The sequence below is a fragment of the Frigoribacterium sp. CF331 genome (assembly GCF_057787905.1).
On record NZ_CM173545.1, the window covers coordinates 1,340,443 to 1,365,651 of the forward strand.

Here is a 25,209-nt window from a genome sequence, read left to right on the forward strand (position 1 = left end):
ACCCCTCTCCCCGACCCGCACCACCATCCCCCGCACCACTCCCCCACCCCCTCGAGGAAGAACCACCATGAAGAGAAAGACCACAGCAAAGGCGCTCGTGTCACTCGCCGTCGTGTCGGCGTTCGTGCTGACCGGCTGCGCGCCGTCCGGCGGATCGGGCGGCGGCTCGACCACCGCCCCCGTGTCGCAGGCCGACATCGACAAGGCCATGGACACCGACACCACCCTCACCTTCTGGACCTGGGTGCCCGACATCCAGCAGGAGGTCGACCTCTTCGAGGCGAAGTACCCGAAGATCAAGGTCGACGTGGTGAACGTCGGCACGGGCACCGCGCAGTACCCGAAGCTGCGGACGGCGCTCAAGGCCGGCAAGGGCGCGCCCGACGTCGCCCAGATCGAGTACCAGTACATCCCGTCGTTCCGTCAGACCGGCAGCCTCGTCGACCTGACCCCCTACGGAGGCGCGGACCTCGAGTCGAAGTACGTCCCGTGGGTCTGGAACCAGGTCGCGGACGACACCGGCGTCTGGTCGGTGCCGCAGGACTCCGGGCCGCTCGGCAACCTCTACCGTTCGGACATCTACGCGCAGGCCGGACTGACCCAGGCGCCCGAGACCTGGGCCGACTTCGCCTCGGACGCGCAGACGATCAAGGACAAGACGGGCTCGTACATCTCGAACCTGCCGGGCAACGACCCCGGCCAGATCGTGGGGCTTTTCTGGCAGGCCGGCGCCAAGCCGTTCTCGTACGACGGTGACAAGACCGTCGGCATCGACCTCGACTCGACCGAGACGCAGAAGGTCGTGACCTTCTGGCAGGACCTCATCGACAAGGACCTCGTCTCGACCGACGCCGACTTCAACGACGCCTGGTACCAGGGCTTCTCGTCGGGCAAGTACGCCAGCTGGCAGACCGCCGCGTGGGGCCCCGTGTTCCTGCAGGGCACCGCCGCCAACACCAGCGGCAAGTGGACCGCCGCGAAGATCCCGCAGTGGAAGGCCGGCGAGGACGTCTCGGGCAACTGGGGCGGGTCGAGCGACGCCGTCATCACGGGCACGCAGAACCCCATCGCCGCGGCCGAGTTCAGCAAGTTCCTCAACAGCGACCCCGAGTCGACCCTCGCCTTCGCGAACGAGCAGTTCCTGTTCCCGACGACGACCGACACCCTGTCGAGCAGCGACTTCACCGACACCGCCTCGGACTTCTACGGCGGCCAGAAGGTGAACGAGCTCTTCGCCGGCGTCTCGGACACGGTCAGCACCGACTTCCAGTGGCTGCCGTTCATGGACTACGTCTACTCGAGCTTCAACGACACGCTCGGCAAGGCGATCGCCGACCACTCCGATCTGTCCGCGGCGCTGACGGCGTGGCAGGACGACGTCACCACCTACGCGAAGCAGCAGGGCTTCACCGTCAAGTAGCGCTCACGGGGGTGCCGTCCGTCCGCGGGCGGCACCCCCTCCAGCCCGGCAAGGAGCCCCATGTCCACCTCCGTCACCCGTCGTCGAGACGCGACCCGCGCCTCCTCGTCCCGTCAGCCCGCCACCCCGCGGCGCACGAGCTCGCTGCACCGTCCGCAGCTCGTCGCGGCCTGGGCCCTGGCGATCCCGTTCTTGATCGTGTTCGCCGCGATGTTCCTCGTGCCGCTCGGCTACGCGGGGTACCTCAGCACCTTCACCTCGCAGCTGGTCGGCGGGCAGGTCTTCTCGGGCCTGGCCAACTACAGCCGCGCACTGGGCGACCCCAGCTTCTGGGCCGGCCTCGGCCGCGTCGCGCTCTTCCTCTTCGTGCAGGTGCCGATCATGCTCGTGATCGCCCTGTTCGTCGCCCTCGCCCTCGACACGGGACGGGTGGCCGGCAGCAAGTTCGTCCGCCTGGCGATCTTCGTGCCCTATGCGGTGCCCGGCGTCGTCGCGACGCTGATGTGGGGCTACCTGTACGGCCGCGAGTCGGGCCTCATCGCCCAGGTGATCAGCGGTCTCGGGCTCACCCCGCCCGACCTTCTCTCGCCGCAGAACGTGCTCGGCAGCACGATGAACATCGTCAGCTGGGAGTTCATCGGCTACAACATGATCGTGCTCTACGCGGCCCTGCGCAGCGTGCCGACCGAGATGTACGAGGCGGCCGAGATCGACGGCGCCGGGCCCTTCCGCGTGGCGTGGAGCATCAAGATCCCGGCGATCCGCTCGGCGATCCTGCTGACCGTGATCTTCTCGGTGATCGGCTCGTTCCAGCTGTTCAACGAGCCCAACCTGCTCTACAGCATCGCGCCCAACGCGATCGGCTCGGACTTCACCCCGAACCTCTACGCCTACAACGTCGCGTTCAAGAACCAGGACGTCAACTACGCCGCGGCCATCGCCTTCCTGCTCGGGTTCCTCATCATGATCATCAGCTACGTGGTGCAGCTCGCCACCTCACGCAAGGAGCGACTGTCGTGACGATCGCACCCGCACCCGTCGACACCGCCGGCGCCACGTCGGTCGACCGTCCCGCCCGCCGCCTCGAGGCCTCGGGAGGCGCGGGTCGACGACGTCCGCGCCGTCGCGTCGAGCGCTCCCAGCGCAAGACGCCGATCCTCACCGTGATCCTCTGGATCACGCTGGCGTACTTCCTGCTGCCGCTCGTCTGGCTGGCGATCCAGGCGACCAAGACCAACGGCGACATCTTCTCGACGTTCGGCCTGGCCTTCGGCCGCACCTTCGCCCTCGGCGACAACCTGGCGCAGCTGTTCACGTTCCAGGACGGCATCTTCGTGCAGTGGATGGGCAACACGGTGCTCTACGCCGTCGTCAGCTCGGTCGGGGCGGCGCTGCTCGCGACCATGTGCGGTTACTCGCTGGCCAAGTACGTCTTCAAGGGCAGGTCGTTCGTGTTCGGGCTCATCCTCGGCGCGGTCATGGTGCCGCTGACGGCGCTGGCGATCCCGACCTACCTGCTGTTCAGCGCGGCGAACCTGGTCGACACCCCGTGGGCGATCATCCTGCCCTCGCTCGTCAGCCCGTTCGGCGTCTACCTGATGCGCGTCTACGCGAGCGAGGCGGTCGACGACAGCCTGCTCGAGGCGGCCCGCATCGACGGCGCCGGCGAGCTGCGCATCTTCCTGACGATCGCGTCGCGGCTGCTCGCGCCGGGGATCGTCACGGTGCTGCTGTTCGCACTGGTCTCGACCTGGAACAACTACTTCCTGCCGCTGATCATGCTGAACGACCCGTCGCTGTTCCCGGCGACCGTCGGCCTGGCCCAGTGGCAGCAGGCGGCCACCGGCGGCGGCGGGGCCCAGGTGCTGTTCTCGACGGTGCTGACCGGGTCGTTCGTGTCGATCCTGCCGCTCGTCGTGGCGTTCTTGTTCCTGCAGCGGTTCTGGCAGTCCGGCCTCAGCGCCGGCGGCGTGAAGGGGTAGCAGGCGGGGCTCCCGCCCGACCCCCGGTTCACGGTGGAGGTCGGCGCGGGTGGGCCGTGGCCGTGGCAGCGGCGGCCCGGGAGGCGGTGGTGACGTTGAGAGGTCACCACCGCCTCCGTTCGTCCGGGCCCACCCCCGCGAGCGGCGGTCGACGATCTGCCTAGGCAGGGTGTCTGCGCCGGACGAGGGGGTCAGCAGGACGAGGGGGTCGGCGGGGCGCAGGGGACGCGGCGTCAGAGGCGGGCGTGCAGGTCGGCGACGCGGGCCCGGATGTCGTCGCGGACGAGGCGCATGCGCTCCATGCCCTCGATGCCGCGCTCGGACGGTTCGTCGGTGACCCACGTCTCGAACCGGGTGCCGGGCAGCTCGTCGACCCGCGCCTCCTGACCGAGGACGACGACCACGTCGGCGTCGCGGACCATCTGCTCGGTCAGCGCCTTGGGGTGCTCGTCGCCGAGGTCGACACCCAGCTCGGCGAGCGAGGCGACCGACTGGGCGTTGAGGGCGGTGCCGGGCGCCGTGCCGGCCGAGACGACCGTCACGTCGTCGCCGGCGAGGTCGCGCATCAGGCCGGCGGCCATCTGCGACTTGCCCCCGTTCTTCTGGCAGACGAACAGGACGGAGGCGCGGGTCGGGGTCATGCGCGCACCCTACCGACCGCAGGTGCCGAGCCCCTGACGGGCCCGCGTCGGACCCCAGGAACTCGCCGACACCCTCGTCCGCGCCCCGGGGTCTCGGCGACTTCCTGGGGTCTCGGCAGAGGGAGACGGGCCGTTCGACATCCCGTGTCAGGTTCGTCGGTTCCGCGACACTCCTCTAGTGAAGGGGGTGGACGTGGATCACGACACGGAGGGCGACGACGAGCTCGTCAGGCGCACGGTCGGGGGTGACCAACGCGCGCTGTCGGCGTTGTTCGACCGGCACGCGGCGACCGTGACCCGGTACGCCTGGGCGCTGGCCGAGACGCGCATGGACGTCGAGGAGATCGTGCAGGACACCTTCGTCACCCTCTGGAAGAAGGTCGACCAGATCGACCTGCCCGACGACTCGTTGCTGCCCTGGCTGCTGGTCGTCTGCCGCAACCACGCCGCGAACCTGCGCCGCAAGCAGGCCCGGGCCGCCACCGACGCGCTCCCCGACGACCTGGTCGCCCCCGACGACGGCCAGGAGGCGCGGGACCGGCTGAGGTGGGTCCGCGACGAGATCGACGCCCTCGGCCCGGTCGACCGGCAGATCGTCGAGCTGTGCCTGATCGAGGGCCGCCCGTACGGCGAGGCCGCGGCCCAGGTCGGCCTGAGCCTCGGCGCCGTCACCCAACGCGTGTCGCGCACCCGATCGCGACTGAAGAAGAAGGCGGTGATGAACGATGAACTCTGAGCCCCCCACCGGAGACGAGCTGGCCCGCCTGCTCGTCACGATGAAGCAGAACGTCCTCGAACGCACCACGGAGTCCCCGCGCCGCAAGCGCCACCGCAACCTCGGCCTCGGCCTCGGCCTCGCCGCCCTGCTGGCGATCGGCGGCGGCTCGGGAGCCCTCGCCCTCGGCATGCTGCCCTCGCCGTTCCCGGCGGCGGCCCCGGCCACGCCGACCAGCACGCCCACCCCGTCGCCGACGGCCACGCGCACCGCGACGCCGCGGCCGACGCCGACCGTGGCGCCGGTGCTCGTGCCGCAGCCCGCCCTGCCGATCGACTGCGCGACGCTCGCGAGCGGCGTGCGGATGGACCTGTTCATCCCGTCGTCCCTGCCGGGACGCGCCGCCCTGCTCCACCCGCTCGACGCCGCCCTCGTCGAGGCCGGCGTGCGGCGCTGCGTGTGGGGCTCGAGCGAACAGCCGTACTCGGTCGGCACCGTCGTGGTGTCGCCCGACCGCGTGAGGGGGTTGGCAGCCGTGGATGCCGTGCTCGCGAGCGGGGGTCGGCAGGGCGGAGCCGGCGAGGCCTCGGCGATGACCTGCACCGCGCAGGGGTGCGAGGCGACCGTCGTGTCGGGCACCTGGTGGCTCGAGTTCGCCACCTTCGACGTCGACGCCACCGACGAGACGGTGTCGGTCGAGACGCGAGCGGCGAACGCGTCCGCGGCGCTGACGAGCATGGTGACGCAGCTCGACGGGGTGTCGCCGGCACGCGGCTGGACCCGGCCGTCGTCCTCGTGGAGCAGCGTCGACGCCTGCTCGGCGCTGGCCCCGTCCGTCCCCCTGGCCGACGTCCTGGCGTCCCCCGGCCTCGAGGGCCCCCGAGAGCTGCAGGTCGAGTACCCGAGCGCGATCATCTCGGCCGCCGATCGGACCGTGAAGTGCGACTGGATCGCGGCCCCGTCGGAGGGTGCCACGAACCAGCCCATCGACGGCGTGACCGTGACGGTGTCGTCGGGCAGCGGCTGGGCGGTGGACCAGGTGGACTCGATGGCCCAGCTCGAACGGTCCCCCGTGACGGTGGCCGGGGCGGATCAGGCCGAGTACGTCTGCGTGTACGACGAGGGCAGCAGCTGCTACGTCAACGTCCTGACCGACGACTCGTGGGTGCAGGTCGGCGCGGGCAACGTCTCCGGCGAGCCCCTCGAAGGGCAGCTCGTCGCGGCCGCGGAGGCGATCGTGGCGACGCGCCCCGCGAGCTGACCCGCGCCTCCTGCGCTGCCGTGACAGAGGCACGCGAGGGCAGGAGGCGCGGGTCGGCCCACGCAGGACGGCCGGTGCCGGCGGGTGGGGGCCCGCCGGCACCGTCGGTGGCGGGGTGCGTCGGGGCAGGCGCCGGGTCAGGCCTCGGCGCCCTCGCGCCGCCGTCCGCGCACGGCGAGGATCGTGCCGCCGATCAGCGCCGAGACGAGCGAGCCGACGAGGACGCCGACCTTGACGACGTCGTCCTGTTCGCTGCCGGCTCCGTAGGCGAGCTCGCCGACGAGCAACGAGACGGTGAACCCGATGCCCGCGACGAACGAGAGGCCGACCACGTCGCCCCACCGCAGGGTCGGGTCGAGGCGGATGCCGGGCAGGCGCGTCACGAGCAGCGACGCCCCCGTGATGCCGATCGACTTGCCCAGGACGAGCGCGACGACGATGCCGAACGCGACGCTGTCACCGAGCGACTCGACCAGGCCCGAGAAGCCGCCGACCGTGACCCCGGCCGAGAAGAACGCGAAGACCGGCACGGCGACGCCCGACGAGACCGGGCTCCAGCGCTCGGCGAAGTGGTGCGTCAGCGGGTGCCGCACCTCGTGGCCGTCGGCGCCGAGGTGCGTGACGCCGGCGCGGGCCGTGGCCACCGCGGGCACCAGCAGGCCGAGCGCGACGCCGGCGATCGTGGCGTGCACCCCCGAGGCGTGGACCAACGCCCAGGCGACGACCCCGAGCGGGATCAGCAGCCACCACGACCGCACCCCGCGTCGCACGAGCACCGCGAAGGCGGCCAGCGGCAGCAGGGCCAGCAGCAGCGGCACGAAGGCGATGCCCGCCGTGTAGAACACCGCGATGATCGTGATGGCGATGAGGTCGTCGACCACGGCCAGGGTCAGCAGGAAGGTGCGCAGGGCGGGCGGAAGGCGCTTGCCCACCACGGCGATCACGGCGACGGCGAACGCGATGTCGGTCGCGGCCGGGATCGCCCAGCCCTGCAGGGCGTCCGGCCCGGCGCCGAGGTTGACCAGCGTGAAGATCAGCGCCGGCAGCGCGACCCCGCCGATCGCCGCCGCGACGGGCAGCACGGCGACCCGGGGGTCGCGCAACGAACCGGCGACGAACTCTTGTTTGAGCTCGAGGCCGACCACGAAGAAGAAGATCGCCAGCAGGCCGTCGGCGGCCCAGGCCCCGACGCTCAGGTGCAGGTGCAGCGCCTCGGGGCCGAACGAGACGTCACGCACCTGCGCGTAGAACGAGCCGGCCGGGCTGTTGGCCAGGACGAGCGCGAGCACCGTCGCGGCGAGCAGCAGCAGGCCGCCGGTGGTGTCGCGGCTGAGGAAGCGCGAGAGGCGGGCGGCCCGACCGTCGGCATGCGGCGCGTGGGCCGGGGCGGGGACGGGTGCCGCGTCGGCGGGCGTGCGGTGGGCGGGGGTGGGGCCGGCGGGGGTGCCGTCGGCGGGGGTGGGTTCGGTCATCGTCGTCGTCCTTCGGGAGCGTGGGTGGGCAGCGCGGAACGGCCGCTCGACCCGTCGACGACGAGGAGCGGCGTCACGCCACCGGCGGCGGGCACCCGGCGATCTCGCCGTGGGCGTTGCTGCCCCACAGGCTCATCCAGCCGTTCGTGCCGCAGGTCCGTTTCGTCAGCACGAGCCGCTTCGGGAACGCCTGCTGCGCCGTGAGCACCCGGCGCGGGGCACGGCTCGGGCAGGCGGGTGACGACATGGCCCCAGGGTACCGTCGGGATCCGCGACCGGGCCGACCCGCGCCTCCTCGGCCCGGTTGTTCGACGGTCGGCGAGGTCGCACCACGCTCGCGTCGTCGAACCACGCACGAGGGTGGTTCGACGACGCGACGGTGGTGCGACCCCGCCGGGCCGGCGGGCGCGGGCGCGGCCGCGGTCCCGGACCCGGCCCCGGTCAGGGGGCGCGGCCCCGGCCGGGAGGCGCGGCGCGGGTCAGGCGGTGCGGCGCACGTTCTCGACGAACCCGGCCGCCCGCACGCGCAGGCTCGCGATGCGCTCGAGCCGGGCCGCCTCGACGTCGAACCCGAGGTAGGCCTCTGGCGGTGCCAGGTGGACGTTGGCCGAGCACTCGAACCCGCCGCAGACGAGCGTGCCCACGGTGTCGCCGTTGCGTCCGGCCGCCCCCGCGCGCTTGGCGGCGTAGAACAGCACGTCGGCCGGCAGCCGGACGTCCTGGCACCAGGTGCACTGGGCCCGCTGGCGGGGCGAGGCCTCGGCCTGGCGCAGCACGACGCCGGCCACCGCGGGGCCCGGCACGCCGTCCGCGTCGAGGGTGGGCACGACGACGTACGCCCGGCGGGCGAGCTTGGGGTCGCGCCAGCCCAGGTACTCGAGGTCGGCCCACTCGAGGTCGCCGACGTCGGCGGGCAGGGTCAGGTCGGACGCCTCCTTGCGGCTCGCGTTGACGAACGAGGCGCGGACGGTCTTCTCGGTCAGGGGGATCATGTGGTTCTCCGGTCGTCAGGCCCGGGGCGGCGGCGACGTCGGCGGGCACGGGCGATCGGCGACCGCCCTGGTGCCCGGCGTCGACGCGTCGACCGATCCGGGTGTTCTCGTGGGACCGTGCCGGGGATGCGGACCGCACGGCACGGCGGTGCGCGGTCCGACCTCGACGGCCGATCCGCTGCGGAGACCCGACTACCTGCAGCCGGCGCACGCGGCGCCGACGACCCCCTCACGCCCGACGGGCGTCGCTGGTGCGGACGAGATGGTCACCGGGTCACCCTACGTCGGCGGGTCGTCCTCGGCAACGGCACCCGCGCCTCCTCGGCCCGGTGGCTCGACCTGTCGGCACGAGGTCGCACCACGCTCGCGTCGGCGAACCACGCCGGAGGGTGGTGCGACGACCCGACGGTGGTGCGACCTCGGTCAGGAGGCGCGGGTGACGCTCCGAGGGCCGGTGCCGGTCGCGCTCGCGCTCGGGTGGCACCGCCGAAGGGACGTCGCGCCGCCGGATACGGCGGTGCGACGTCCCTTCGGCGGTGCGACGCCCGGGGTCAGCCGGCGTGACGCCCGTGGTGGTCGGGGTCGCTGCCGTCGGGCACGGCGTCGACGGGGACGGTCGGGTCGACGTGCGAGACGTGACCGTCCGCTCCGGCGTCCGCGGCCGAGGCGTGCGGCCGCGACCGCTCGAGGGACGCGCCCTCGACGTCGACGTCCGGCAGGATGCGGTCGAGCCACTTCGGCAGCCACCACGCGGACTCGCCGAGCAGGTGCATCACGGCCGGGATCAGCAGCAGGCGGACGACGAACGCGTCGAAGAGCACCCCGAGCGCCAGGCCCAGGCCGATCGACTGGATCAGCACCGAGTTCGAGAACACGAAGCCCGAGAACACCGCCGTCATGATCAGCGCCGCGGCGGTGACCACGGTGCGCCCGGCGTGGACGCCGCGCTGCACCGCGAGACGGGCGGACGAACCGTGCGCGTGTGCCTCGCGCATGCCGCTGACCAGGAACAGCTGGTAGTCCATCGCCAGGCCGAAGAGCACGCCGACCATGAGGATCGGCAGGAAGCTCAGGATGGGCCCCGGGTCGTGCACGCCGAAGACCGGGCCGAGCCAGCCCCACTGGAAGACCGCGGTGACGCCGCCGAACGCGGCGAACAGCGAGAGCACGAAGCCGATGGTGGCCGTGACCGGCACGAGGATCGACCGGAACACGAAGATCAGGATGATCAGCGACAGCCCGACGACCACGAGCAGGTAGAGCGGCAGGGCGCCCGCCAGCTTCTCGCTCACGTCGATGTTGCCCGAGGCGTTGCCCGCGACGCCGAGCGACGAGACGCCGTCGATGTCGAGGCCGCGCAGGTCGCGCACGAGCTGCTCGGTCGACTCGGCGGTCGGTCCGCCCTCCGGCACGACCTGGAAGGCCAGCAGCGTGTCGTCGTCCGAGGCGCCGATCGGGGCGATGGCGGCGACGTCGTCCTGGTCCTTCAAGATCGTGCCGATGCGCACCTGCTCCGACACGAGGTCGTCGTCCGAGATCGCGGTCGGCAGGTCGGCGACGACCACCAGGGGGCCGTTGACGCCGGCGCCGAACTTCTCGTCGATCAACTTGTAGGCCTTGTACGCGCTCGAGTCGACCGGCTCGGACGACCCGGCGGGCAGCCCGAGGCGCATCGACAGCGCCGGGATCGCGACGATCAGCAGCACGGCGACGCCGGCCACGAGGGTCAGCACGGCCCGGACGGTGCTCATGGGCTTCGTCGGGACGCGCACGGCGCCGGTGCGGCCGACGGCCTTCCGCGCCTTCTTGGTCAGGATGCGCAGGCCGACGAGGCGCAGCAGCGCCGGCGTCAGCGTGATGGCGATGAGGATCGCGACGAACACGCAGACCGCGCCGACCGTCCCCATCAGGCCGAGGAAGGGGATGCCGGTCAGGTTGAGCGCGAGCAGGGCGATCAGCACGGTCGAGCCCGCGAACACCACGGCGTTGCCGGACGTGCCGTTGGCCAGGCCGATCGACTCGTGCAGCGGCACTCCCTCTTTCAGCTGGGTGCGGTGCCGGTTGAGGATGAACAGCGAGTAGTCGATGCCGACCGCGAGGCCGAGCATGACGCCGAGCACGGGGGTGACCGAGAGCATCTCGACGGCGCCCGACAGCGACAGCGAGGCGAGCACGCCGACGCCGACGCCGATGAGGGCGTTGACCAGGGGCAGGCCCGCACCGATCAAGGTGCCGAGCATGACGAACAGCACGATGGCGGCGATGACCACGCCGGCCACCTCGCCCGGACCGAAGACCTCGGGGATGGTGGCGGCGATGTCGTTCGACACCTCGACCGCGACGCCCTCGATCGACGCGTCCTCCATCGCGTCGACGACGGCCTCCTTGTTCTCGCTGGTGACGAGGTTGAGCGCCTTGTCGAACTGGATGCTGGCGACGGCCGTGGTGCCGTCGGTCGACACCTGACGGATGCCGTCGGTCAGCTCGAGCAACTTCGCGCCCTCTTCGAGCGTCGCGCTCTGCGTCTCGAGCTCGGACTTGCTCGCGTCGAGGGTGGCCTGCTGGGTGGCGATCTGCTGCGTGCCCGCGTCGAGCTGCGCCTGCTGCGCCTCGAGCTGGGGCGTGGCGGCGGCGAGCGCGGCCTCGCCGGCGGCCTGCGCCTGGGCCTTGGCGGCGTCCAGCTGCTGCTGGCCGGCGGTGATCTGGGCGGTCGCCGCGTCGATCTGCTGCTGGCCCGCGGTGATCTGCGCCTGGCCCGCGGTGATCTGCTGGCGACCGTCCTCGACCTTCTGCGCCTGGTCGTCGATCTGCTGCTGGGTGGCGAACGGGTCGGTGGTGCCCTTGACGTCGTCCAGCTCCTTCGCATCGGTCAGCAGGGCCGCGATGTCGGACTCCTGCTGGTCGGTGAAGGCCGAGTCGTCGGTGGTCGTGAAGACGACCGTGCCGGTGCCGCCGCTCGCCTGGGGGAACTTCTCGGCGAGCTCGTCGCTGACCTTCTGCGTCGCCGTGCCGGGGATGCTGACGGCGGTGGTGAGCGTTCCGCCGAACAGCGCGAAGGCGCCGCCGGCGAGGCCGAGCACGACCAGCCAGGCCACGATGACGAGCCAGGCCCGCCGGGCCGAGAACCGGCCGAGTCGATAGAGCAGGGATGCCATGGGTGTCTGTTCCTCCAGGGTGGTGCGGGGTGATGCGGGTTGCGGGGGTGGCCTCACGTCGCGGCGTCGGGAAGGAGGTGCGGGTCGGCCGGGTGCGCCGGCCGACGGGTCAGGGGGTGGTCGGGGTGGGCACGGTCGTCTCGGGCGAGCTCGTCTCCGACTCGGCCGACCCGGGCACGGTCGTCTCGGGCCCGTAGCCGGTGCGGATGCTCGTCACCATGCGGTCGAGCAGGTCGGCCCAGACCGCGCGGCTGTCGTCGTCGACGACGGCCCCGGTGCGGACGATCCAGTGCCGGGCGACGACGGCGATGCCGTTCATCAGCGAGCTGACGAGCACCTCGGCCTCGAGCGGGTCGGTGGCGGGGCTGCGTTCGGCCGTCTCGATCGAGAGCTGCTCGGTGACGCGCGTGAAGACGTCCTGGATCAGGCTGTGCGACCGCGGGTCGCTGCCGTCGTCGCCGAGCACGCCCCAGAGGTACGAGACGACGGCCGGCAGGTCGACGACCTGCACCGCCTGGATGATCTCGGCGAACAAGGAGGCGCGGGTGCCGTCCCCGACGGGTGCCGCGGCGGTCGCGGCCCGGAACTCGTCGACGGCGCCGGTGAGCACGCGGGTGCAGGCCGTCATGACGACCTCGTCGAGCGACGAGAAGTGGTTGAACACGGTGCGACGCGAGACGTCGGCGCGTTCGGCGAGCTCGTCGACGCTGAACCGGGGCGCACCTCGCTCGGCGATGAGGGCGTCGGCGGCGTCGACGATCGCCTGGCGGTGCTTGGCCTTGAGGGCGGCACGGCGGTCGGGCACCAGGCTCTTGACGGTCACCTGCCTACACTAAGTGCAGCGACGCACTCGGTGCAGCCAGATCCGCTGGGGAATCGCTGGGACTCGGGCGGCCGGGAGGCGGCCGCCGTACCCCGCCCGACCCGCGCCTCCTCGTCCCACCCCCGTCCCCATCGCCCCGGACGGTCGGGTGGGCAGAAGATGTCCTCGGCACACGGCTGAGGGTCGTCTTCCGCCTACTCGACGACGGGACGAGGCGCGGGACGCTCGGGTCAGATGGTGTCGTCGAGGTCGAGCAGGCGGGCGCTATCGTCCCACAGTCGGCGGGCGAGGTCGGCGTCGTTCGCCTGACGAGCCACGCGGCCCGGCGCCGTGAGCCGGTCGAAGTAGTTGCCGCTCGGTGCCGGCACGGTCGTCGCCCCCGCGAGGCGGATGAGGGGCTCGGCGCCGTCCTCGGTCGAGACGGCGAGGCGCTTGGCGGCCGTCATGAACGCGCCGCTGCCGCCGAAGCCCGAGGCGACGAACCCGGGGTGGAACGCGAACGCGTCGACGCCGCCGCCGGCCCGCGGCAGGCGTCGGGCCAGCTCGCGCGTGAACAGCACGTTGAGCAGCTTCGAGGTGCCGTAGGCACGGAACCCGCCGGCCCACGGCCCGGCCGAGTTGTCGAGATCGTCGAGGTCGACCTTGCCGAAGAGGTTGCCGGCGCTCGAGGTCTGGACGATGCGGACCGAGCCGGGTCGGGCGTCCTTCGCGGTCTCGAGGAGGCGCGGCGTCAGCAGGGCGGTCAAGAGGAACGGCGCGAGGTGGTTGCCCTGGAACGTCGTCTCGTGACCGTCGACCGTCAGCGACCGCTCGGGGATCGTGGCCCCGGCGTTGTTGGCCAGGACGTGGATGCGCGGCAGCTCGGCGAGCAACTGCTCGCCGAGGTCGCGGACGCTCGAGAGGTCGGAGAAGTCGGCGAGGTAGGCGCGGCCCCCGACCTCGTGGGCGACGGTGCGGGTGCGGTCGGGGTTGCGACCGACGACGGCGACGGTGGCACCGAGGCGGGCGAGCTCGCGGGCGGCGGCGCGGCCGATGCCCGAGCTGGCCCCGGTGACGACGACGGTCTGGTCGTCGAGGCGGGCGGCGGGAGGCAGGGTGACGGTCATGCAGGGGACGCTAGGCGGGATTTGCCCACCCCGCACCCCCTCGACCGGCGCGGAACCCCTGCCTAGGCAAATCGCCGACTGCCGGAGGACGGGGTGCCGGGGTGCCGGGGTGCCGGGGTGACGGGGTGACGGGGTGACGTGAGGGCAGCATCGGGGAGCGGCCCATGGCGGCTCCAGGCACAGCGGTCTAACCTCAGACGACGACCCCGCCCCGCGACGAAGGCACCCTCCATGCGACACGACGACGGCTCCCCCGACACCCCCGGCGACGACCTCGCGACCTGGTCGGACGAGGCGCACCGCGAGCTCGAGCTGCTCGTCGCCCGTGACCGCGAGGTCGAGCTGTCCCGTCGGCACGAGGCAGAGCGCGTCGCCCGTCTCGAGCGGGCCGCCCGACTCGAGCACGAGCGTCGCCGCGAGGCCGAGCTGCCACCCGAACTGCGCGACGCCGACGACGAGCCCTACGACGGCGGCCCGAGGCGGCGACTCGTCATGGGGTCGTCGAGGGTGCTGGCGGCGGTGGCCCTGCTCGCCGCGATCGCCGTCGCGGTGACCGGGTTCCTCTAGGCCGACCCGCGCCTCCTCGGCTCGTCAGAGCGCCAGCGGGGCCCGCCCGCGCGGCGGGCCCACTCCGCCCTCACTGCACCGCCTTTCGTGCACGGCACCGCGACCAGTCCGGGTGCGGTGCACGAGACGCGGTGCGGTGTGCGTCGCGGCGGGACGGCTCAGGCCCCGCCCTCGGCCGCGAGGCGCCGCAGCACCCGGCCCGACGCGGCCGACATCTCGGCCTCGACGCCGAGCGCGGCGAGGTGCTCGACGACCGAGTCCATCTCGTGGGCCCGGCGGACCGCGTGCTTGCGGCTGCCCGTGACGTAGCGCTCGATCTTGGCGTCGGCGTCGCCCGAGAGCTGGGCCGCGACCTGCGAGCGCACCCACTCCTCGCAGCCGGCCGCCCGGCCGGCCTCGAGGGCCTCGACCACGGTCGTGGCGAGGCTCTTCATCATCACGCTGCGCAGCAGCTTGCGCGAGGTGGCCTCGCCGGCCGGGGCGTCCACGGTCTCGACCTCGGCCCCGAGCGACCGCAAGAAGACCGCGACGTCGGCGGCGGCCGAGCCGCTGACCATGGTCTCGGTGGCCGCGCCCTTGGTCGGCACCGGCCCGAGCACGGCGACGTCGGCGAAGCGACCCCCCGCGGCCTCGACGACGGCCTCGGCCTCGCGCATCACCTGCGCGGAGGCGGTGGTGAAGTCGGACCAGATCGCGCCGGGCGCGAGGTGGCGCGCCTCGTCGGCCGCGATCCGACCGCTGAAGGACGCGCCGGTCAGCACGACGACGAGCTCGCACGAGGCCACGACCTCGGCGGCCGTGTCGAGCCGGCGGACGCCGGCGGGCGTGCTGGGCGCCGCCGGGTCGAAGCCCGTGACGTCGTGACCGGCGGCCGCCGTGGCCGCCGCGTAGATGTGCCCGGCCTCGCCGAGGCCGATGAATCCGACTCGCATGGTGTTCCTTTCGCCGCGAGTCGTGGCGACCCGCGTGTCAGCGCCCGATCGCCTGCGCGGCCCGGCGGAGTTCAGGGGCCCGATCGACGAGCTCCTGTCGTGTGTTGAGTTCTGCCGGCCCCGAGGCCGACACCGAGGCGACGACGTCGCCGTCGGGCCCGAAGACCGGGACGCTGACCGCGGCGACGTCACGGTCGCGCTCGGCGATCGAGACGTGGAAGCCGTCGGAGCGGATGACCTCGAGCGACCGACGGAGGTCGTCGGTCGAGACCGGCGTGCCGTTCGCGTCCCGCAGCTCGCCGACCGAGGCGACCAGCGCCTCCTGCTCGTCGGCGGGCATGTGCGCGAGGATCGTGCGCCCGGCGCCGACCGTCAGCGGCAGCCGACGGCCGATCGGCAGCTGGTACCGCAGCGGGTCGGCACCGTCGACCCGTGAGCTGAGCACGCGCTCGGCGCCCGAGCGGACGTAGAGCGACGAGGTCAGGCCCGTCGTGACCGACAGCTGCTGCAGGTGCGGCCGCGTCCGGTTGCTCAGCGGGTCGCCCACGATGAACGCGTGCGCCATGCCGAGCGTCGCGACCCCGAGGCGGTAGTCGCCCCCGACGTGCTGCACGAGGCCCCGACGCTGCAGCACCCCCACGATGCGCAGCACGGTCGCCGTGCTCAGGCCGCTGCCCTTGCTGAGGTCGACCAGCCGCATCGGCCCCGGCGCCCTCTCGAGCAGCTCGAGGACGTCGAGTGCGCGTTCGACGCTGCGGACGGTGGGCTGGGGGTCTGCCATGCCGACCATTCTCACCCGGACACGATGCGCCTCCGGGTCTCGGTCTCGTCGGCGTGCTTCGCCTCGGCCCGCTCGAGCACGGCGTCGGCCTCGTCGGCGGGCACCACGGCGACGCCGTCCGAGTCGCCGAGCACGAGGTCGCCGGGGTGCACGACGACCCCGCCGATCGCGACCGGACGGCCGATGCGGAACGGGCCGTTGCGGTACGGACCTGCCGGGGAGGCGCCGGCCGCGAAGGCGGGGAAGCGCAGCTGCTCGAGGTCGTCGACGTCCCGCACGGCCCCGTCGACCACGAGGCCGACGCAGCCGGCCTTGCGCAGCCGCTCGGCGATCAGCTCGCCGACGAGGGCGCGGTCGGTGACGCCGTGGCCGTTGACCACCAGCACCTGGCCGGGCCGGATCTGCCCGATCGCCTCGTGGATGCCGGCGTTGTCGCCCCCGGCCACCTCGACCGTGAAGGCCGGGCCGGCGAGGCGGGCGCCACGCCAGACGGCGCGGACGGCCGAGTCGACGACGCCGAGGCGGTCCATGGCGTCGCCCACGTTGGCGACGGGCAGCGCCGCGAAGCGGTCGAGCGGGGTGCGGGGGTCGGTCACGGGGGCTCCGATGGTCGGGGTGTCGGCGGGTGCGGCGGTCGGGGGTGGCCCGGGGGCCGGGGCCGGCTCGCGGGTCGAGGCGGGCCCGGGCGTCGGGGCGGGCCCGGGCGTCGGGGCGGCGGTCGGGGCGGTCATCCCTCGCTCGGCTTCCAGCCGTGGGCGTACGAGAGCAGCAGCGTCCAGATGCCGAGGACGGCGGCGATGCCGAACGCGACCGGGCTGACGACGGACTCGGCGGCCGTGACGAGGTCGGCGTTCAGGCCGATCACGCCGACGAGCTGGGTGAGGACGAGCACGGTGCCCACGATCAGCATCGAGACGAGCAGGACGACGAACACCGTCGTCATCAGGCGGATCAGTCGCTGCCGGGCCGGGCCGTGCTGCGGTTCGGGGGTGGCGTTGTCGGTCATGGTGTCTTCTCCGTTCCGGGTCAGTGGGGCACGGGCAGCCAGCCCGGGCCGATCAGTGCGGCGATCAGCAGGATCGGCAGGACGTACAGGACGATCAGGGGCACGAAGGTCTTGACCGGGTTGACCCCGGCGATGCCCGTCGCGATGTAGATGGCCGAGGCGCCAGGGGGCGACGCCCCCTCGGTCGAGGCCGCGACGAGCACGACGCAGGCGGCCAGGATCGGGTCGACCCCGGCGACGACGAGCACGCTGAAGCCGATGCCGCCGATCGTGGCGATGGTGGCCGTCGAACTGAGCGGACCGGCCACCAGCACGACGAGCACGGCGACGACCACCGACATGACGAGCGGCGACGCGTCGAAGCCGTTGAGCACCGCCGACAGCTGGTCGGCCAGCCCGAGTTCGGTCAGGACGGCACCGCCGGCGAAGGCGAAGACGAGGGTGGCGCCGATGTCGCGGTAGCGCGGCGCCGTCTTGGCGACGAACCCGTACCAGGCGGCGCCCGTGCGTGGCAGCTTCTTGCGGCCGAGGACGAGGGCGAAGAGCAACAGCAGGACGGGTATCCACACCACGATGCTCACGGTGTCCATGACGTCCTCGCCGAGGGCGCCGATCAGGGCCTCGCCGGTCGGGCCGAGGGTGACCAGCACCGGGATGACGATGCCCAGGAAGAGCAGGAACGACGTCCACCCGCGGGCGAAGGCCTGCACGAACGGCATGATGTCCGACCGGTCGACCCGGCCGATCTTGTGTCGGCGCACGAAGATGAAGACGACGATCAGGCGCCAGAGCACGCACCAGCCCGCGGCCGCGAACATCGCGGGCAGCAGGGCGTCGACCGACACGAGCGGAGCGACCGTCGCGGTTCCGATCAGGATGAAGAACGACGCGCTCGGCGGGATGACCGTGCCGTTGCCGGCGTTGCCGGCGATCAGCGTGGCGGCGACGTGCGGCGGCCACTGCGAGCGCTTCATCCACGGGATGGCCACGGTGCCCATCGTCGCGGCGTTGGCCGAGCCCGAGTGCGCGACCGAGCCGAAGAGGGCCGAGCCGACGGTGGCGACGTAACCGGCGCCTCCTCGGAACCGGCCGAGCAGCGAGTTGAGGATGTCGACCTGGCGGTCGATGACCCCGGTCGAGGCCAGCAGGAACCCGATGAAGGTGAAGGCCAGGGCGGCGAACACGATCTCCTGGCTGAAGGCGGCCTGCAGGCCGACGAGCACCAGGTCGAGGACGTCGGGCCCACCGAAGGCGCACACGACGAGGAATCCGACGACCATCGCCTCGCCGATGCCCCGCTTCAGCGGCACGCTCCAGACGACGATGGTGCCGATGTAGGCGATGAGGGCCCAGACGGCCGTACCCATGATGACTCGCTCTCCGTTGAGGGTCAGAAGTTCACTAGGCGCACTTCAAGTGCGTTCCGTGAACCGTACGGGGAGTTTCGGCCGCCGTCAAGAACCCGCCTGACGCTGCGCACCGCGTTTCGTGCACCGCACCGCGACTAGTCCGGGTGCAGTGCACGAAACGCGGTGCCGTGCGCCGGCACCCGCCCCCCACACGACGGACACCCCCGCACACACGGTGCGGGGGCGTCCGGTCGAGCAGGCGCTGGCGGTGTCGGATCAGGCGAAGGTGGCCGCGTCGATCACGAAGCGGTAGCGCACGTCCGACTTCAGGACGCGGTCGTAGGCCTCGTTGATCTGCTCGGCGCCGATCAGCTCGGTCTCGGGCAGGATGCCGTGCTCGGCGCAGAAGTCGAGCATCTCCTGCGTCTCGCGGATGCCGCCGATGGCCGAGCCGGCCCAGCTGCGACGGGCCGGGATAAGCGCGAACGCGGGCACCTCGAGCGGCTCGGAGGGGGCACCGACGTTGACGAGCGTGCCGTCGACGGCGAGCAGGCCGAGGTAGGCGCCCATGTCGACCTTCGCCGAGACGGTGTTGACGATCAGGTCGAACGAGTTCGCCAGGTCGGTGAAGGTCTGCTCGTCGCTCGTCGCGTAGTGCGCCTTGGCGCCGAAGCGCAGCGAGTCCTCCTTCTTCGAGGTGGTCTGCGACAGCACGGTGACGTCGGCGCCGAGGGCCGCGGCGATCTTGACGCCCATGTGGCCGAGTCCGCCCATGCCGACGATCGCGACCTTGGTGCCCTCGGTGACGCCCCAGTGGTGCAGCGGCGAGTACAGGGTGATGCCGGCGCAGAGCAGCGGGGCGACCTTGTCGTAGTCGAGCGACTCGGGGACGCGCAGCACGAAGTCCTCGGTCACGACGACGGCCTGCGAGTAGCCGCCCTGCGTGATCGTGCCGTCGATCGGATCGACGCTCGTGTAGGTGCCGGTGTTGCCCTTGGCGCAGTACTGCTCGTCGCCGCGCTTGCAGTACTCGCACTCGCCGCACGAGTTGACCATGCAGCCGACGCCGACGCGGTCGCCGACCTTGTGCTTGGTCACCTCGGAGCCCACCTCGGCGACCGTGCCGACGATCTCGTGACCGACGACCTGCGGGTACTGGATCTCGCCCCACTCGCCGCGGACGGTGTGGATGTCGCTGTGGCAGATGCCGGCGTAGGCGATGTCGATCATGACGTCCTTGGGGCCGACGTCGCGGCGCTCGACGGTCGTCTTGACGAGGGGCTCGGTGGCGGACGGTGCCGCGTAGGCGTTGACGGTGCGCATGGGTCTCCTGAGGGGTGTGTTCGGTTCGGGGGCGGGGGCGGGTCGGAACGAGGTGCTCGACGACCGTCGCCCACGTCCCGACGCTACGCTCCCGGCCCGATCGCGGGTGACCCCGACGGGACCCGCGGGCGAGGACCTGCGGGAGGCGCGGTGCGAGTCGGGCCGGCACCGCGCCTCCCGCGGGCGGTCGCGTCGGCCGTCGTCGATCGTGGGACACGCCTTCGCATGGGAAAGTGCCCTGACTAGCGGGCCGGCCGGCACGGACCACGGCGTAGCACGGACGGAGACGCAGCACCGGGTGGTCCGGTGCCGGACGAAGGAGTCGACATGGCAAGCGGAGTGGCAACAGTGTGGGTGCCCGTGACCGACATGGGGCGGGCGACGGCGTTCTACCGTGACGCGCTCGGCCTCACGGTGAAGAACGAGAGCGACGACTGGACCGAGATCGACGCGAACGGCCTGATGATCGGCCTCAACGGTCGCGAGGAGGCCTCGGCGTCGAGCGAGAGCGGGGCGGTCATCACGTTCCAGCCCGACGGCACCCTCGAGGACGCGCTGGCCGACCTGCAGTCGCGCGGCGCCGACGTGACCGGCACGATCAGCGAGCACCCGTGGGGCCGCATCCTGCCCTTCAAGGACTCCGAGGGCAACGACCTGCAGTTCTACACGCCCCCGACCGACTGACGTCGCGGGCCCCGAGGAGGCGCGGTGCCGGTCCGACCGGCACCGCGCCTCCCCTGCGTGGTAGCGCCCGTGTGGTCGCGTCACGGCGCGGGGTACGCCCCCGGTCGGCCGTCACGTGGACTGGGGTCGGGACTTCGGGCCGCCGGTCGGGCAGGGTGGTGACCGACCTCGCGTCCTGCGCATCTGTGACGAACGGCGACCCCGCCTCGTCCTGAAAGAGTGGCCTCGTCTCACCAGCGTGCCGCGCCGGACGCGAGGAGGACGGGAGACCACCATGACCAGCACCGAGATCGACGGCGACACCGACACCCGCACCCCGCGGGGCCTCGCCCCGGCGACCCCGGACGCGGCCGCCGCCGCGGCCCCCGCGGGCGACGCAGGTGACGCACGCGATGCAGGCGTCGCGGGCGACGCAGCCTCCCCCACCGCGCCTCCGCTGCTGCCGCCGCCGCCGATCGACCGGTTCCACCGTGACGCCTGGTCGGGCACCGACGTCGACGAGTCCCGGGCGAAGCTCGAGGCGGCGCTCGGCGGCCGACGGTTCCGGGCACGCCCGGGCGCGGAGCCGTTCTCGTTCCGCTTCGCGACCGCGGGCGACCGACGGCTGAGCCTGCAGACCGGCACCTTCACCGGGCACCTGCAGGGCGTCATCCCCTGGTCGCGGGACTACGTCGTCTCGCGGTTCCCCGTCGGCTCGGTGACGATCGACTACCCGAAGGGGCACCTCGCGAGCGTCGGCGGCAGGCCCTTCCTCACGCCGACCGAGACCTCGTACTCGTTCGCGATGACCCCGCACCGGCACAGCATCGTGCAGCTCGACGCGGGGTTCCTCGAGGACGTCGCGGCCACCCGCCACGGCGGTCCGCCCCAGCGCGTCGACTTCGACCACGCCGCCGTCCCGAGCGACGACGCCCTCGCCGCCTGGCGCGGAGTCCTGGCCGACGTGACTCCGGTCGTCGTCTCACCCGAGACCAGCGCGCCCGACCGCCTCCTCGCGCAGACGGCCCTGGCCGAGGCGCTGCTCGACCTCTTCCCGTGGCGGCCGGTCGCCGTGCCCGCCGAGCTGCGGACCGAGCGCACGCGTCGGCTCCGGCTCGCCGCCGAGTACGTGCACGCGTACGTCGACCGGGCGATCAGCTCGAGCGACATCGCCGCCGCGGTCGACATGCACCCGCGCACCCTGCAGCAGCAGATGCAGGAGCACCTCGGCGCCAGCCCCACCCGCTTCGTGCGCGGGGTCCGCCTCGACCGGGTGCGGCTCGACCTGCTGCACGGCGACCCGCGCACCACGCTCGTCTCCGAGGTCGCCACCCGCTGGGGCTTCGTCCACCTCGGCCGCTTCTCGGCCGCCTACGTCGCCCGCTTCGGCGAGTACCCCCGCGACACCCTCGCCCGCTGATCGCCCCGCGGCCGCAGCACACTCCCCGCCGATGTCGCACCGCCACCTCGACGGCGCACCGCCACCGCACCGCCACGTGGACGTCGCACCGCCGCATCACGCGGTGCGACGTCCACTCGGCGGTGCGACACCGGCACCGCCCTGCGAGTGCCCCGGTGGCCGACGCCGGACCCCGAGGAGGCGCGGTGCCGGGCCGACCGGCACCGCGCCTCCCGGGGGTGGTCGCGTCGCCAGCGCACCGTCATGTGGACGTCGCACTGCCGCATTCCGCGGTGCGACGTCCACCCGGCGGTGCGACACGACCGCAGCCCGCGCGCCCGCCGCGCCCCTCAGGCGTCGAAGTCGGTGGCCCGGCTGCGCTCCGCCCACGCATCGACGTCGCCCCGCAGGTCGTCGAGCGCGCCCGTGACGATCTCGACGGCGTCCGAGCCGAGCAGCAGCAGATAGGGCGACGAGCCCGACTCGACCGCGTCGACGAGCAGGCGCGCGCCGGCCGCCGGGTCGCCGGGCTGGGTGCCGTCCGAGGTGTCGGCCTCGATGCGGCGCCTGCCGGCCGTCTCGGCGTAGTCGTCGATGGGCGTGGCCGACTGCGTCAGCGACCGGCCCGAGAAGTCCGTGCGGAACGAGCCCGGCTCGACGACGGTCGCCGTGATGCCCAGGGGCGCGAGCTCGGTGCGCAGGGCCATCGTCATCTGCTCGATCGCGGCCTTGACGGCGCCGTAGTAGCCCGAGCCGGGGCCGGTGCGGCGGGCGCCGATCGACGACAGGTTGACGATCGTGCCGCTGCGACGGGCGCGCATGCCCGGCAGCACGGCCTTGATCGTGCGGACGCTGCCGTGGAAGTGCGTGTCGAACAGGCGGGCGACGTCGGCGTCGTCGCCCTCCTCGACGGCCGAGCGGTAGCCGTAGCCGGCGTTGTTGACGAGCACGTCCACGCCGCCGAAGCGGTCGGTGGCGGCGGCGACCGCGGCCGTCACCTGGTCGCCGTCGGTCACGTCGAGGGCGACCGCGAGCGCGTGGTCGGGGTGCGCGTCGACGACGTCCTGCACGGCGGAGGCGTCGCGCGCGGTGACGACGACGTCGTGCCCGCGGGCCAGCGCCTCCTCGGCGAAGGCGCGCCCCAGCCCCGTGGAGCATCCGGTGATCAACCAGGTCGACATGTGGTCTCTTCTCTCGTTCGGTCGGGGCACCGTCGCTCACGCGTGCCGCAGCCCCCAGACAACCAAGGAGGCGCGGTGCCCGTCAGCCCCGCCCGTCCCCGCACCCGCGATGCCCCCACGCGGATGCCGTGGACGCCCTGGACATCACGGGCGAGCCTGCGTATGGTAACGATACCAACCATCCCTCGAAGGCAGGTCAGTCAATGGTGTCCACACTGCACTCACCCACGCGACGAGGTGCTCTCGGAGCCCTCATCGCCCTCACGCTCGTCACCGGCCTCACCGTCGCCGGCCACCCCGCCGAGGCCGACGCCGCCTCGGCCGCCCCCGATCCGGTCTGGCAGGCGCGGGCGTCGGCCTCGTACGACGCCCTGCAGGACAACCTCTACACGGGCGCCGCGGGCCACGGCTTGTACCGCGAGAACACGAACACGGCCGAGGGCAACCCGTACTCGTTCCTCTGGGAGTACCGCGAGGCGACCCAGGCCGCCCTCGACCTGCAGGGCCTGCCGGGCGTCGGGCCGGCCTACGCCAACTCGGCCCGCGCGCGGGTGGCCGGCCTCGAGAACTACTACGCGGTCGCCCCCGGCGGTCGCCCCGGGTACGAGTCGTACCTGCCCGCCCCGCTCGGCACCGGCGGCGACGTCTACTACGACGACAACGGCGTCGTGGGCCTGTCGTTCATCAGCCAGTACCACGCCACCGGCGACGCGCAGTACCTCGACCGGGCCCGCACCGCGTTCACCATCGCCTCGCGGGGCTGGAACACCGACGCGGCGCTCGCCTGCCCCGGTGGCGTCGACTGGATCGACACCGCCGACAACACCACGCGCGGGGCGAACGTCACGGGCCTCGCCGCCCAGCTCGCGGCGCACCTCTACGAGGAGACGGGCGAGAACGCCTACCTGCGCTTCAGCACGAAGGCCTACGACTGGAACGAGTCGTGCCTGAAGCAGTCCGCCGGGCTCTACCAGAACAGCCGACACCACGACGGCACGGTCGACCCGACGCTCTGGACGTACAACTCGGGGGCGATGATCGCCACGGCGACGATCCTGTACCGTGCCACGGACGACCCGACCTGGCTCACCAAGGCCACCGACGACGCCCGCGGCTCGCTCGCCTACTGGGGCGCCGAGGGCCGACTGCAGCAGCAGCCCGCCATCTTCAACTCGTTCTACTTCAAGGACCTCCTCCTGCTCGACTCCGTGCAGCACGACCCCGCCTACCGCGCCACGATCGAGCAGTACGCCGACGCGACCTGGCGCGACAACCGCGACCCCGCCACCGGCCTGTTCCACTTCCAGCCGAGCGGTGGCGGCGACTACCTGCCCGAGCGCCCCGCGGCCACCCTCGACCAGTCGGCCATGGTGCAGATCGTCGCGGCGCTCGGCTGGTCGTCCGACCGCCTGGGCCAGATCAGTTGACCGTCGAGTCCCGGGTCGTGGCCCCCGTCGGCGTCGTGGACGTCGGCGGGGGCCACGTCACGGCCGGCATCGTCACCGACGGTCGCCTCGGCCACGAACACCGGACGACCCTCGACCCCCACGCGCCCCGCGACGACCTGCTCGCCCGGCTGACCGCGCCCGCCTCGGACGCCGCGCGCGCCTCCCTCGCGGCCGGCCGCCCCGCGCCCACCCGGTGGGCCGTCGCCCTGCCCGGCCCCTTCGACTACGAGGCCGGCAGCGGCAGCTTCGCGGGCGTCGACAAGTTCGCCGCGCTTGCCCGCGTCGACCTGCGCGCCCGCTTCGAGGAGGCGCTGGGCACCGAGCCCGCGTCGGTCCGGTTCGTGAACGACGCCGTCGCGTACGCCGTCGGCGAGTGGTCGTCCGGCGCCGGGGTCGGCGCGAGCCGCATGATCTGCCTGACGCTCGGGACGGGGGTCGGCTCGGCCTTCCTCGTGGACGGCCACCCCGTGTCCGACGGGCCCGGGGTGCCGTCGGACGGGAACGTCCACACGCTCACCGTCGAGGGCCGCCCCCTCGAGGAGACGGTCTCCACCCCCGCGCTCCGTTCCGGGTACCGGCGAAGGACCGGCGACGACCTCACCGTCGAGAAGATCTGCGCCCTCGCCCGCACCGGCGACCCCACGGCGAGTGAGATCGTGACGGCGACCTTCACGGCACTGGGCGACGCCCTGCGCCCGTGCGTCGACGCGTTCGGGGCAGAGGCCGTCGTCGTGGGCGGCGGCGTCTCGCGCTCCTGGGACGTGGTCGGCGCGCCCCTCGCGGCGAGCCTCGGGCAGGGCGGCCCCGGGTCGACCCCGGGCCTCGTCGTCGTCCCCGGGACGCTCGGCGACCACGCCCCCCTGCTCGGCGCCGCCCGGTGGGCCGAGCAGGGCTGACTTCAGCGGGCCGGCTCATCCGGGCCGGCCCGGCAGGCTCGCGCAGCCGGACCGGCCCGGCGGGCTGACCCACGCGGGGTCGGCCCGGCCGGCCGAC

Annotated in this window: 24 protein-coding genes; 10 read left to right on the forward strand and 14 right to left on the reverse strand. The window is 72.9% G+C overall.

The window, feature by feature from the left end:
• Positions 1-67 precede the first annotated feature (67 nt).
• Genes AC3CCI_RS06260 through AC3CCI_RS06270 form a run of 3 tightly spaced genes read left to right on the forward strand, consistent with a single transcriptional unit; the run spans position 68 to position 3,402 of the window.
• Complete coding sequence (locus tag AC3CCI_RS06260; RefSeq protein ID WP_354594433.1) at positions 68-1,420, forward strand: ABC transporter substrate-binding protein; 1,353 nt, start codon at positions 68-70, stop codon at positions 1,418-1,420.
• A 60-nt stretch (positions 1,421-1,480) separates the two neighbouring features.
• Positions 1,481-2,440: a carbohydrate ABC transporter permease gene (locus AC3CCI_RS06265; protein WP_488628431.1), complete on the forward strand. Its 960-nt coding sequence runs from the start codon at positions 1,481-1,483 to the stop codon at positions 2,438-2,440.
• Positions 2,437-3,402 carry a carbohydrate ABC transporter permease gene (locus AC3CCI_RS06270; protein ID WP_488628432.1) on the forward strand — a complete coding sequence of 322 codons (966 nt, stop codon included), beginning with the start codon at positions 2,437-2,439 and terminating at the stop codon, positions 3,400-3,402. The genes AC3CCI_RS06265 and AC3CCI_RS06270 overlap by 4 nt, the downstream gene beginning before the upstream one ends.
• Positions 3,403-3,635: 233 nt before the next feature.
• On the opposite strand, the gene AC3CCI_RS06275 is transcribed toward AC3CCI_RS06270, so the two are convergent.
• Positions 3,636-4,043, reverse strand: coding sequence for an arsenate-mycothiol transferase ArsC (locus AC3CCI_RS06275; RefSeq protein ID WP_354594435.1), 408 nt, complete (start codon positions 4,041-4,043; stop codon positions 3,636-3,638).
• 193 nt (positions 4,044-4,236) lie between these two features.
• Between AC3CCI_RS06275 and AC3CCI_RS06280 the strand changes: the two genes are divergently transcribed.
• Complete coding sequence (locus AC3CCI_RS06280; protein WP_354594436.1) at positions 4,237-4,779, forward strand: RNA polymerase sigma factor; 543 nt, start codon at positions 4,237-4,239, stop codon at positions 4,777-4,779.
• The gene (locus AC3CCI_RS06285; protein ID WP_488628433.1) at positions 4,769-6,019 is read left to right on the forward strand and encodes a hypothetical protein; all 1,251 of its coding nucleotides are present in this window, start codon (positions 4,769-4,771) and stop codon (positions 6,017-6,019) included. The genes AC3CCI_RS06280 and AC3CCI_RS06285 overlap by 11 nt, the downstream gene beginning before the upstream one ends.
• 137 nt (positions 6,020-6,156) lie before the next feature.
• Here AC3CCI_RS06285 and nhaA read toward each other — a convergent pair whose 3' ends face one another.
• From nhaA to AC3CCI_RS06315, 6 genes are all read right to left on the reverse strand, one after another.
• Positions 6,157-7,491: a Na+/H+ antiporter NhaA gene (nhaA, locus tag AC3CCI_RS06290; protein ID WP_488628434.1), complete on the reverse strand. Its 1,335-nt coding sequence runs from the start codon at positions 7,489-7,491 to the stop codon at positions 6,157-6,159.
• A gap of 73 nt (positions 7,492-7,564) precedes the next feature.
• Complete coding sequence (locus AC3CCI_RS06295; protein WP_354594439.1) at positions 7,565-7,738, reverse strand: hypothetical protein; 174 nt, start codon at positions 7,736-7,738, stop codon at positions 7,565-7,567.
• 232 nt (positions 7,739-7,970) lie between these two features.
• Positions 7,971-8,483, reverse strand: coding sequence for an FBP domain-containing protein (locus AC3CCI_RS06300; RefSeq protein WP_488628435.1), 513 nt, complete (start codon positions 8,481-8,483; stop codon positions 7,971-7,973).
• Positions 8,484-9,034: 551 nt separating this feature from the next.
• A complete protein-coding gene (locus AC3CCI_RS06305) occupies positions 9,035-11,638 on the reverse strand; it encodes an MMPL family transporter (protein ID WP_488628436.1) in 2,604 nt (867 codons plus the stop codon).
• Positions 11,639-11,747: 109 nt separating this feature from the next.
• Complete coding sequence (locus AC3CCI_RS06310; RefSeq protein WP_488628437.1) at positions 11,748-12,461, reverse strand: TetR/AcrR family transcriptional regulator; 714 nt, start codon at positions 12,459-12,461, stop codon at positions 11,748-11,750.
• Between the two features lie 230 nt (positions 12,462-12,691).
• On the reverse strand, positions 12,692-13,567 hold the full coding sequence (locus tag AC3CCI_RS06315; RefSeq protein ID WP_488628438.1) for an SDR family NAD(P)-dependent oxidoreductase: 876 nt from the start codon (positions 13,565-13,567) through the stop codon (positions 12,692-12,694).
• Positions 13,568-13,798: 231 nt separating this feature from the next.
• Between AC3CCI_RS06315 and AC3CCI_RS06320 the strand changes: the two genes are divergently transcribed.
• Positions 13,799-14,134: a hypothetical protein gene (locus AC3CCI_RS06320; RefSeq protein ID WP_354594444.1), complete on the forward strand. Its 336-nt coding sequence runs from the start codon at positions 13,799-13,801 to the stop codon at positions 14,132-14,134.
• 158 nt (positions 14,135-14,292) lie between these two features.
• On the opposite strand, the gene AC3CCI_RS06325 is transcribed toward AC3CCI_RS06320, so the two are convergent.
• From AC3CCI_RS06325 to AC3CCI_RS06350, 6 genes are all read right to left on the reverse strand, one after another.
• Complete coding sequence (locus AC3CCI_RS06325) at positions 14,293-15,066, reverse strand: NAD(P)-binding domain-containing protein (protein WP_488628439.1); 774 nt, start codon at positions 15,064-15,066, stop codon at positions 14,293-14,295.
• 37 nt (positions 15,067-15,103) lie between these two features.
• The gene (locus AC3CCI_RS06330; protein WP_354594446.1) at positions 15,104-15,847 is read right to left on the reverse strand and encodes an IclR family transcriptional regulator; all 744 of its coding nucleotides are present in this window, start codon (positions 15,845-15,847) and stop codon (positions 15,104-15,106) included.
• Positions 15,848-15,858: 11 nt separating this feature from the next.
• A complete protein-coding gene (locus tag AC3CCI_RS06335; RefSeq protein WP_488628440.1) occupies positions 15,859-16,578 on the reverse strand; it encodes an RraA family protein in 720 nt (239 codons plus the stop codon).
• Positions 16,575-16,853 (reverse strand): hypothetical protein, encoded by a 279-nt coding sequence (locus AC3CCI_RS06340; protein WP_354594448.1) that lies wholly within the window; start codon positions 16,851-16,853, stop codon positions 16,575-16,577. The genes AC3CCI_RS06335 and AC3CCI_RS06340 overlap by 4 nt, the downstream gene beginning before the upstream one ends.
• Positions 16,854-16,873: 20 nt before the next feature.
• Entirely contained in the window at positions 16,874-18,220 is a 1,347-nt protein-coding gene (locus tag AC3CCI_RS06345; RefSeq protein ID WP_488628441.1) for a TRAP transporter large permease subunit, read from the reverse strand.
• Between the two features lie 258 nt (positions 18,221-18,478).
• Positions 18,479-19,525, reverse strand: coding sequence for an NAD(P)-dependent alcohol dehydrogenase (locus tag AC3CCI_RS06350; RefSeq protein WP_354594450.1), 1,047 nt, complete (start codon positions 19,523-19,525; stop codon positions 18,479-18,481).
• A 327-nt stretch (positions 19,526-19,852) separates the two neighbouring features.
• On the opposite strand from AC3CCI_RS06350, the gene AC3CCI_RS06355 reads away from it, so the two are divergent.
• Together AC3CCI_RS06355 and AC3CCI_RS06360 are read left to right on the forward strand one after the other, a co-directional pair.
• Positions 19,853-20,209 carry a VOC family protein gene (locus AC3CCI_RS06355; RefSeq protein ID WP_488628442.1) on the forward strand — a complete coding sequence of 119 codons (357 nt, stop codon included), beginning with the start codon at positions 19,853-19,855 and terminating at the stop codon, positions 20,207-20,209.
• Between the two features lie 274 nt (positions 20,210-20,483).
• Entirely contained in the window at positions 20,484-21,608 is a 1,125-nt protein-coding gene (locus AC3CCI_RS06360; protein ID WP_488628443.1) for an AraC family transcriptional regulator, read from the forward strand.
• 329 nt (positions 21,609-21,937) lie between these two features.
• Here AC3CCI_RS06360 and AC3CCI_RS06365 read toward each other — a convergent pair whose 3' ends face one another.
• A complete protein-coding gene (locus AC3CCI_RS06365) occupies positions 21,938-22,768 on the reverse strand; it encodes an oxidoreductase (RefSeq protein WP_488628444.1) in 831 nt (276 codons plus the stop codon).
• Between the two features lie 203 nt (positions 22,769-22,971).
• Between AC3CCI_RS06365 and AC3CCI_RS06370 the strand changes: the two genes are divergently transcribed.
• Together AC3CCI_RS06370 and AC3CCI_RS06375 are read left to right on the forward strand one after the other, a co-directional pair.
• The gene (locus AC3CCI_RS06370; protein WP_488628445.1) at positions 22,972-24,195 is read left to right on the forward strand and encodes a glycoside hydrolase family 76 protein; all 1,224 of its coding nucleotides are present in this window, start codon (positions 22,972-22,974) and stop codon (positions 24,193-24,195) included.
• The gene (locus AC3CCI_RS06375) at positions 24,192-25,112 is read left to right on the forward strand and encodes an ROK family protein (protein ID WP_488628446.1); all 921 of its coding nucleotides are present in this window, start codon (positions 24,192-24,194) and stop codon (positions 25,110-25,112) included. The genes AC3CCI_RS06370 and AC3CCI_RS06375 overlap by 4 nt, the downstream gene beginning before the upstream one ends.
• The last annotated feature ends 97 nt before the right edge of the window (positions 25,113-25,209 follow it).

Coding starts and splice junctions, on each gene's coding strand:
- AC3CCI_RS06295 (WP_354594439.1), bottom strand. CDS start 7,738: ATGTCGTCACCCGCCTGCCCGAGCCGTGCCCCGCGCCGGGTGCTCACG.
- AC3CCI_RS06330 (WP_354594446.1), bottom strand. CDS start 15,847: ATGGCAGACCCCCAGCCCACCGTCCGCAGCGTCGAACGCGCACTCGAC.
- AC3CCI_RS06345 (WP_488628441.1), bottom strand. CDS start 18,220: ATGGGTACGGCCGTCTGGGCCCTCATCGCCTACATCGGCACCATCGTC.
- AC3CCI_RS06365 (WP_488628444.1), bottom strand. CDS start 22,768: ATGTCGACCTGGTTGATCACCGGATGCTCCACGGGGCTGGGGCGCGCC.
- AC3CCI_RS06315 (WP_488628438.1), bottom strand. CDS start 13,567: ATGACCGTCACCCTGCCTCCCGCCGCCCGCCTCGACGACCAGACCGTC.
- AC3CCI_RS06265 (WP_488628431.1), top strand. CDS start 1,481: ATGTCCACCTCCGTCACCCGTCGTCGAGACGCGACCCGCGCCTCCTCG.
- AC3CCI_RS06350 (WP_354594450.1), bottom strand. CDS start 19,525: ATGCGCACCGTCAACGCCTACGCGGCACCGTCCGCCACCGAGCCCCTC.
- AC3CCI_RS06285 (WP_488628433.1), top strand. CDS start 4,769: ATGAACTCTGAGCCCCCCACCGGAGACGAGCTGGCCCGCCTGCTCGTC.
- AC3CCI_RS06300 (WP_488628435.1), bottom strand. CDS start 8,483: ATGATCCCCCTGACCGAGAAGACCGTCCGCGCCTCGTTCGTCAACGCG.
- AC3CCI_RS06275 (WP_354594435.1), bottom strand. CDS start 4,043: ATGACCCCGACCCGCGCCTCCGTCCTGTTCGTCTGCCAGAAGAACGGG.
- nhaA (WP_488628434.1), bottom strand. CDS start 7,491: ATGACCGAACCCACCCCCGCCGACGGCACCCCCGCCGGCCCCACCCCC.
- AC3CCI_RS06340 (WP_354594448.1), bottom strand. CDS start 16,853: ATGACCGACAACGCCACCCCCGAACCGCAGCACGGCCCGGCCCGGCAG.
- AC3CCI_RS06305 (WP_488628436.1), bottom strand. CDS start 11,638: ATGGCATCCCTGCTCTATCGACTCGGCCGGTTCTCGGCCCGGCGGGCC.
- AC3CCI_RS06360 (WP_488628443.1), top strand. CDS start 20,484: ATGACCAGCACCGAGATCGACGGCGACACCGACACCCGCACCCCGCGG.
- AC3CCI_RS06325 (WP_488628439.1), bottom strand. CDS start 15,066: ATGCGAGTCGGATTCATCGGCCTCGGCGAGGCCGGGCACATCTACGCG.
- AC3CCI_RS06355 (WP_488628442.1), top strand. CDS start 19,853: ATGGCAAGCGGAGTGGCAACAGTGTGGGTGCCCGTGACCGACATGGGG.
- AC3CCI_RS06335 (WP_488628440.1), bottom strand. CDS start 16,578: ATGACCGCCCCGACCGCCGCCCCGACGCCCGGGCCCGCCCCGACGCCC.
- AC3CCI_RS06260 (WP_354594433.1), top strand. CDS start 68: ATGAAGAGAAAGACCACAGCAAAGGCGCTCGTGTCACTCGCCGTCGTG.
- AC3CCI_RS06320 (WP_354594444.1), top strand. CDS start 13,799: ATGCGACACGACGACGGCTCCCCCGACACCCCCGGCGACGACCTCGCG.
- AC3CCI_RS06370 (WP_488628445.1), top strand. CDS start 22,972: ATGGTGTCCACACTGCACTCACCCACGCGACGAGGTGCTCTCGGAGCC.